Source organism: Robinsoniella sp., assembly GCF_034124845.1.
The window spans coordinates 1-8,223 of sequence record NZ_JAWYAJ010000260.1 but is presented as its reverse complement, the minus strand read 5'-3'; the positions used below and the strand labels follow the sequence as shown (position 1 = coordinate 8,223).

Genomic DNA, 8,223 nt, shown 5'->3' with positions numbered 1-8,223 from the left:
CTCTTCTTAAATCTCCCTTTGGATTAGGTCCGTCAAGAGTCATCTGATCTCCTGTGTATGCATGGATAGTAGCTTGATACCAGTTTTGATTGGAGCTAAGTCATTTAATGCTTTAGCCATAGGAGCTAAACAGTTTGTTGTACAGGAAGCTGCTGAAATAACAGTATCTTCTGCTTTTAATTCTGTATGGTTTACATTGTAAACGATTGTAGGAAGGTCATTTCCTGCTGGAGCAGAAATAACAACTTTCTTAGCGCCTGCTGCAATATGAGCAGAAGCTTTATCTTTGGATGTAAAGAAGCCTGTACACTCCAGAACAACGTCAACGTCTAATTCGCCCCAAGGAAGATCTTTAGGATCTCTCTGTGCGTAGATTTTGATTTCTTTTCCGTCTACTGTGATGGAATCTTCGCTGCAAGTAACTTTATCAGCTAATGCATATCTACCCTGAGCTGAATCATATTTTAATAAGTGTGCTAACATTTTAGGATTTGTTAAGTCGTTAATTGCAACTACTTCATATCCTTCTGCGCCAAACATCTGTCTGAAAGCAAGACGTCCAATACGTCCAAAACCATTAATTGCTACTTTTACTGCCATGATTTAATTCCTCCTAAGAATAAAATATTATAACCGGGAGCATATTATATGTACCTGGTTAGTTTAGAGTTTCAATAAGATTGTTAAAGAAACATCAACCTATTTGCTATTTTACCTAATTTCCTTCTAAAATTCAAGTGCAATTTCAAAATTTATGCTTCTTTTACAAATTTCTGTATACCTGCACATTAAAAATACCATATTAGCGGAGAAACATGTCTTTTTGTTATAGATTGCCCCGTCAAAGACAAGCTTCCACACTTTATATACGCTTTATATATTCGTAAGTTCTACAAATTCCGGCGTTCTTTTCCGAAATTCTGTATAACGGGAAAAACCGCATTCTTCTAAAATCCGCCGAAGCTGCTTAAATTCATAAGCCAGGTATTCCGGTGCATGGGCATCTGACCCCAAGGTAATAAACTCTCCCCCCAGTTTCCGGTAAGCCCGGATCACATCCACAGATGGATTCGGCTCCCCAAGCCCGTACTTGATCCCTCCGGAATTTACTTCCAGGGCAATTCCTTTTTCAATGAGAAGCTTAAGGATTCCCTCCAGAATCTCCCCATATTTTCCATAAGAATAATCCCGGTTTTTATTCGGTCCGTAACGAACTACATAATCCAGGTGCCCATAAGAATCAAAATCAGAGAATGCCCGTATGTTCTTTTCAATGGATTCAAAATACTCCAGATAGCAGGATTCCTCTGTTCTCCCTTCAAAGAAACTGGGATAATAGGGATCGCATCCTCTAACCACATGAGATGATCCAATTACAAAATCAAAGGGATATTTACTTACATAGGCTTCATGTTTTTCCACAAGATGTGCCTGCAATCCCAGTTCGACGCCAAAGAGCAATTCTATTCTATCCTGATATTCTTCTTTTAAACATTGGTACTCGTATAAATATGCTTCTGTATCTAATTCAAAATTCCCCATTTCCTTTGGGGTATCATAGTCCATATGTTCCGTGAAACACATGGTTTTCAGTCCAATCCGTATGCCTTCTTCGATCATGGAACGCATGGGCGTTTCTGAATCTGCGGAATGCCAGGTATGCAGATGGTAATCTGATTTCATTTTGAATACTCCTTTCAAACACGTTCCGGTACTTCAACGCCTAACACAGCACCAGACCGCTAAAGAATGGTACCGCCTCCCAGCACATAGTCTCCGTCATAGAAAACCACAGCCTGTCCGGGTGTAATGGCTCTTTGCGGATCCGGGAATGTACAGAGAACTTTATCCTCTTCTACTCTTTTAATGGTACAGGGAGATCCCTTATGGTTATAACGGATCTTTGCCATGACTTCCATTTCCCCATCCAGGTCTTCAATGGACATAAAATTCAGATGATTTGCATAAAGGGTATGTCCAAATACTTCATCCCCTTCACCAATTACCACCTCATTTGTATCAGGTCTTATCTCCACCACGAATACCGGATGTCCCATCGCCAGATTTAAGCCTTTTCGCTGGCCGATGGTATAGTGGGTAATTCCTTTATGGCGTCCGATGACTTCCCCTTTTGTATTGATAAAATTCCCCTGGGGTATCCGCTTTCCGGAATATTCTTCGATAAATGTTGCATAGTCCTGATCCGGCACAAAACAGATTTCCTGACTGTCCGGTTTGTGTGCCACACGCAGGTTGATCTTATCTGCGATTGCGCGGATCTCGTCTTTGGTATACGCCCCTACCGGCATTAAAGTATGGGCAAGCTGATTCTGGGTAAGATTGTATAATGCGTATGTCTGGTCTTTTGCCGCTGTTGCAGATTTCATTAATGTATATCTGCCATTTGGCAGCTGAGCCACTCTTGCATAATGGCCTGTAGCGATATAATCCGCCCCGATATCCAGGCTTCTTTTTAGAAGAGATTCCCATTTTACATAACGGTTACAGGCTATACAGGGATTGGGAGTCCTGCCCTGCAGATACTCCTCAGCAAAGTAGTCCATTACATTTTCTTTAAATTCCGCTTTGAAATTCATAACATAATAAGGAATCTCAAGATCCTGGGACACTCTTCTGGCATCATCCACGGCACTCAGTCCGCAGCATCCGCCATTCTCTTCCTGCACTTCGTCGTCTTCATCCTGCCAGATCTGCATGGTGACACCAATGACATCATAGCCCTGCTCTTTTAACAGGTAGGCCGCAACGGAGGAATCGACTCCTCCGGACATTCCTACGACTACTTTTTTCTTTTCCATTAATACTCTTCCTGTTCCTCTTCTTCACCTTCGTGAATGTCTGACTTTGGTTTTTCCAGTCCATCAATCTGAATGTGGTTCTTTTCTGCATAATCCCACAGCGCTGCGTGAATCGCCTCTTCAGCCAGAAGGGAGCAGTGTACTTTTACAGGTGGAAGTCCGTCTAAAGCCTCCATAACTGCTTTGTTTGTAATCGTCAGTGCTTCCTTGATATCTTTGCCTTTTACAAGTTCCGTTGCCATGCTGCTGGTAGCAACTGCAGCACCGCATCCAAAGGTTTTAAATTTAACATCCCGGATAATTTTATTTTCATCAATATCCAGATATATTCTCATGATATCTCCACATTTTGCATTTCCCACGGTACCTACACCGCTTGCATTTTCAATTTCTCCTACATTTCTCGGATGCTGGAAATGATCCATAACTTTTTCGCTGTACATTCTAAGTTCCTCCATATTCTACTGTGATCGCTGTCACTTGCTTATTCTTGGTTATTATATTTTATTTTTCTCATATCTTAGACTTTTATTTGTGAGACTTACATCTTTTTATTATTATTCTTTATCATTTTCTCGTCTTATAACTGTATCAATTGCATGTATCTGATTTTATATCTACCCTTATCTACGAACTGACTTTTTCATAAAATCTTCATATAATGGCGACATGCTGCGCAGCTTTTCAACGATTTTCTGAATCACTTCCACCACGTAATCAATATCTTCCATGGTAGTCTCTTCACCTAAGGTTAAACGTAAAGAGCCATGGGCGATTTCATGAGGCAGCCCGATCGCCAGCAGTACATGAGAAGGATCCAGTGAACCGGAAGTACAAGCTGAACCGCTGGAACCACAGATACCGTCCATATCCAGCATAATGAGCAGGGATTCCCCTTCTACAAACTGGAAGCTGAAGTTTACATTGTTGGGAAGCCTTAAAGTACGATGACCGTTTAATCTCGTATAGGGCACTTCCTTTAGCACGCGCTCGATTAGATGATCCCGCAGTTTTATTTCCTGTGACGTTCTGGCTTCCATAGTATCCATGGCACGCTGTACCGCAGCTCCAAGACCTACGATACCCGGTACATTTTCCGTACCTGCTCGTCTTTTCCTCTCCTGTGCTCCTCCATGAACAAAGGAACGGATTTTGACACCCTTGCGGATATATAAGAAACCAATTCCTTTGGGTCCGTTTAATTTATGACCGCTTGCACTTAACATATCGATATGACATTCATCTACATTGATCGGAAGCTGTCCAAAAGCCTGTACCGCATCTGTATGAAAAAGAATGCCGTTCTGACAGGCAATGTCGCCGATTTCCTTGATCGGCTGAATGGTTCCGATTTCATTATTTGCAAACATAACGGATATCAGAATGGTTGTCGGACGAATTGCTTTCTTTAACTGCTCAAGCTTCACTACTCCATTTTCATCTACATCCAGATAGGTCACTTCATAGCCGTTTTTCTCCAGATACTCTGCTGTATGAAGAATGGCATGATGCTCGATTTTTGTGGTTATGATATGATTTCCCTTGGATTTATAAGCCTCAGCCGTTGCTTTCAGTGCCCAGTTATCTGCTTCTGAACCCCCTGCGGTAAAATAGATCTCATTGTCATTGGCCCCTAATGCTTTTGCAATAATTTCTCTGCTTTGTGTCACAGCTTTTTTACTGACACCTGCAAATTCATAGACACTGGATGGATTTCCATAGTTCTCCGTAAAATAAGGAAGCATTGCCTCCACTACCTCCGGAGCAGTTTTTGTTGTAGCTGCATTGTCCAGATATATTAATTTCTTCATGATAACCATCTCCTTAATTTTCACATGCTTTAGATTTTTGCTGCCCTTTATTTTTTGTTTTTTTACTTTCTTCTACTAACTGATCCAATTTCATTTCGTCCACTGCGTGGCTTATACTTTCATTGATACGCTGCCATACATATTTGGTGACACAAAGATCTGCGCCTTCACATCCGTTTTCTTCTTTCAGGCCCGGACACTCTACGGCATCCAGATTCCCTTCCAAAGCTCTTAAGATGTCACCTACGGATATATCTGATGCGGGTTTTGCCAGCTTATAGCCACCCTGAGCCCCGCGGATACTAAGTACGATTCCTGCTTTTTTAAGCTTTCCTACTAATTGTTCCAAATAGCTCTCCGAAATATTCTGTCTGGCTGCAATACTGCTGATGGACACTGCTTCTTTCTCACTGTACATCGCCAAATCTATCAGCGCACGAAGCCCATATCTGCCTTTTGTAGAAAGCTTCATCTGCTCACCTTCTTAAAATTTATTTCCGCGGCTACTAACCAAACAGATGTGCGGACACATCCACATGGCAACTGCCGGAAGGGGTGCTGTGTGTCGGTGGCGCACGTTTAGCACGGACCGAAACAGAGCATATAACAAATCTCCCAGTCAAGCTTGCTGCGGGAGATCCGACTTTAATCCCCAGTAATTTACTCGGATTTCATAGGTAAAATATAACACCACTGCATAGTTCTGTCAAGCACTTATATCGAATATATATTAAAGAAAACTTGTGGGAGACTTCCTATGAACAAAAAGCATATTATCATTAAGGGAGCCATCATTCTGACCCTTGCCGGCTTCGCCAGCCGCATCATCGGTTTCTTCTATAGAATATTCCTTTCTTATACAATCGGTGCGGAAGGAATGGGGATTTACCAGTTAATTTTCCCAATCTATGCTATGAGCTGTTCCCTGACTGCGTCCGGCATCCAGACCGCCATTTCCAAATTTGTATCGGGGAAAATGGCAGTTGGTGATAAAAAAGGCGCCCGGAATATCTTCATAACCGGTCTTACCATTTCCCTGGCGTTATCTGCACTGGCATGCTACATCCTCTTCTATTATGCAGATTTTATTTCGGTGCAGTTTTTGGAGGAAACACGATGTGCCGAACTTCTGCGCCTCCTTGCCTACTCAGTTCCTTTTGCAGCTGTCCATTCCTGTATTAACGGATACTATTATGGACTGCGCCGTACCAATGTGCCTGCCATCTCCCAGCTGATTGAGTCTCTGGTCCGTATGGGAACTTCTTACGTTCTCTACATTATCTTTATTGAAAAAGGCATTGCTATCACACCTGCACTTGCCGTATACGGCATGGTAACCGAAGAAGTGGTTTCTTTCCTTTTATGCAGTACCATTATCGCGGTACACTTCGGGAACGAGAACTACAAAGATACGCCTACCAGTTCTATGGTAACCAATTTTAAAGAAATGTTGTCCTTATCCACCCCCCTTACTTTAAACCGCGTACTCTTAAATCTCCTGCAAAGTATGGAAGCCCTTTTTATTCCCCTTCGACTGAGAGTATATGGCATGGATGTTTCTACTTCACTGAGTACATATGGTGTCCTGACCGGTATGTCCATACCGCTCATTTTATTTCCGTCGGCAATTACAGCATCTGCTTCTACTTTACTGCTGCCTACCGTTTCGGAGGCACAGTCCGCCCAGGACGGAACACGAATCACCGTAACTATTGAAAATACCATTAAATACAGCCTGATTCTCGGCATCCTCTGTACCGGCGTTTTCCTGGCACTGGGCAATGAAATGGGTGAGGTGCTGTTCCACAGCGATCTGGCTGGTCCATTTATTTTAACGCTTTCCTGGATCTGTCCCTTTCTTTATCTCACCACGACACTGACCAGTGTATTAAACGGGCTGGGCAAAACTACGACTACCTTTATCCAGAGTACCATAGGGCTTCTGCTTCGAATCGGCTTTGTCTGGTTCGCGGTACCTCTGTTTGGGATCTCCGGATATCTCTGGGGACTGCTGGCAAGTGAACTGGTCATTGCTTTTATGGCGCTGCGTTCCCTGAAAAAAGAATATGACTATTCCTACCATGTGCAGGCATCCATCGTTCTTCCGATTCTGGCACTGGTACTCAGCATCGGTATTATACTCTTCGCAAGGCAGACCGTTCATTCACTGGGGTTTGTTCCACCTCCGCTGATTGAACTGTTTTCGTTAGCAATCCTGTTAACACTGTCTTACGTTCTGCTGCTCATCGTTTTTCGCGTAATAAAGCTGCCGGCCAAATGACCGACAGCTTTATTATGTCTTTTTATTCCTAACTTATTGCTTTTTATTTTTCACCCAGTTACCATTCTTATCCACGTATTTTCCATTAATCCATTTATCTTTAGCCAAGGTACCGTCCTTCTGCAGATATTTATTACCAATCCATTTTTTCTTCACCATTTTGCCATTGCTTCCCACATAATGGTCATCGATCCACATGTTGCGGTATTTCCTGCCGTCATAACCCACATAATATGTATTTTTAACCCAGGCATTGCGAACCAGTTCTCCATCCTTGTCCACATATCTGCCGCCGATCCACTTATCCGTATCCAGGTGTCCTTTACTGTTCATATGGAAGATTCCATTCAGCCAGGTGTCCTTTGCCATAATGCCGTTGGTATAAAAATAGTACCAATACCCTTTTGTCACACTTCCGTTTTTGCCAATCCAGAGCCATTCTCTTTTTGCATATTTACCATTTGGCTTTTTATACTTGGTTCCTTTGGCAGTCTTTACAAAACCCGGCTTGCTCTTCTTATCATAGTCCTGAATCCATGCACCGTCTTTTCCCACATACCGGCCGCCAACCCACTTATTGACTACCATCTTACCGTTTCGTCCCAGGAAATAGGGTCCATACCAGCTATTTCGCGTCATTGGGCCATTATCGGCGAAGTGATAATAACTCTTTCCTATTTTGACCCATCCAGTCTGCATATAACCTTTTTTATTGAAATAATATGTCTGATTGTCTACCATTTGAAATCCTTTCAGATATTGATCCGTTCCATCCAGGTAATAACGGTATCCGCCTTCTGTCTGCCGGAAGCCTGCCAAAGAGGTAATAGACAGCATTCCAAACATGCATAATGCCATTAATGTTAAGATTAGCAATTTCCACTTTTTATTCATTCTTTTCTCCATTTCCGGTCACTCCCTTAAATGTTTTCCTGCCTTTTTGCATACCATATTGAATAGGTATATTATGTCATACTTTCTTTATCATGACAAGATTTTTGCAAGGCCGGTTTGTTTATTAAGTAAAATTTAAGATATCTCAGAGAAGAGTTCCATAAGCAGACAGGATTTTTGCCTCACACTTTTTTATTTATGATATAATGATCTGGCAAATGACAAGCGCGCGTTTGAAAGTGTTTGATACTGGCTTTCTCACAGCCGTTCGTGACACTTCGCAAAAGACCATTTAAACTATCAACTGCGAGGAGGAATAAAATTATGAAGCTGATTTTCTCAATGATCAAAAAACATCTGCTTCTTTTCTGCTGTGCCATCTTTTTCTTAACCATAGAAGCGCTCTGCGATCTGCTTC

General features: G+C 42.2%; 7 protein-coding genes and 1 pseudogene. 1 reads left to right on the top strand and 7 read right to left on the bottom strand.

The window, feature by feature from the left end:
* The 6 genes and pseudogenes from ACH2DQ_RS12910 to ACH2DQ_RS12885 form a co-directional block, all read right to left on the bottom strand.
* Positions 1-600: pseudogene (locus ACH2DQ_RS12910) on the bottom strand (type I glyceraldehyde-3-phosphate dehydrogenase); the annotation flags it as partial.
* Positions 601-873: 273 nt separating this feature from the next.
* The gene (locus ACH2DQ_RS12905) at positions 874-1,683 is read right to left on the bottom strand and encodes a histidinol-phosphatase HisJ family protein (RefSeq protein ID WP_394914367.1); all 810 of its coding nucleotides are present in this window, start codon (positions 1,681-1,683) and stop codon (positions 874-876) included.
* 59 nt (positions 1,684-1,742) lie between these two features.
* Positions 1,743-2,819, bottom strand: a complete 1,077-nt coding sequence (gene mnmA, locus ACH2DQ_RS12900) for a tRNA 2-thiouridine(34) synthase MnmA (RefSeq protein ID WP_394914366.1) — start codon at positions 2,817-2,819, stop codon at positions 1,743-1,745.
* Positions 2,819-3,262 (bottom strand): Fe-S cluster assembly scaffold protein NifU, encoded by a 444-nt coding sequence (gene nifU, locus ACH2DQ_RS12895; protein WP_394914365.1) that lies wholly within the window; start codon positions 3,260-3,262, stop codon positions 2,819-2,821. The genes mnmA and nifU overlap by 1 nt, the downstream gene beginning before the upstream one ends.
* A 180-nt stretch (positions 3,263-3,442) precedes the next feature.
* On the bottom strand, positions 3,443-4,630 hold the full coding sequence (gene nifS / locus ACH2DQ_RS12890) for a cysteine desulfurase NifS (RefSeq protein WP_394914364.1): 1,188 nt from the start codon (positions 4,628-4,630) through the stop codon (positions 3,443-3,445).
* Positions 4,631-4,643: 13 nt separating this feature from the next.
* Positions 4,644-5,102, bottom strand: a complete 459-nt coding sequence (locus ACH2DQ_RS12885) for an Rrf2 family transcriptional regulator (RefSeq protein ID WP_027293845.1) — start codon at positions 5,100-5,102, stop codon at positions 4,644-4,646.
* Positions 5,103-5,387: 285 nt separating this feature from the next.
* On the opposite strand from ACH2DQ_RS12885, the gene ACH2DQ_RS12880 reads away from it, so the two are divergent.
* On the top strand, positions 5,388-6,911 hold the full coding sequence (locus ACH2DQ_RS12880; protein WP_394914363.1) for an oligosaccharide flippase family protein: 1,524 nt from the start codon (positions 5,388-5,390) through the stop codon (positions 6,909-6,911).
* A gap of 33 nt (positions 6,912-6,944) precedes the next feature.
* Here the strand turns inward: ACH2DQ_RS12880 and ACH2DQ_RS12875 are convergent, their stop codons facing one another.
* Positions 6,945-7,817 (bottom strand): hypothetical protein, encoded by an 873-nt coding sequence (locus ACH2DQ_RS12875; protein WP_394914362.1) that lies wholly within the window; start codon positions 7,815-7,817, stop codon positions 6,945-6,947.
* Positions 7,818-8,223: the final 406 nt, after the last annotated feature.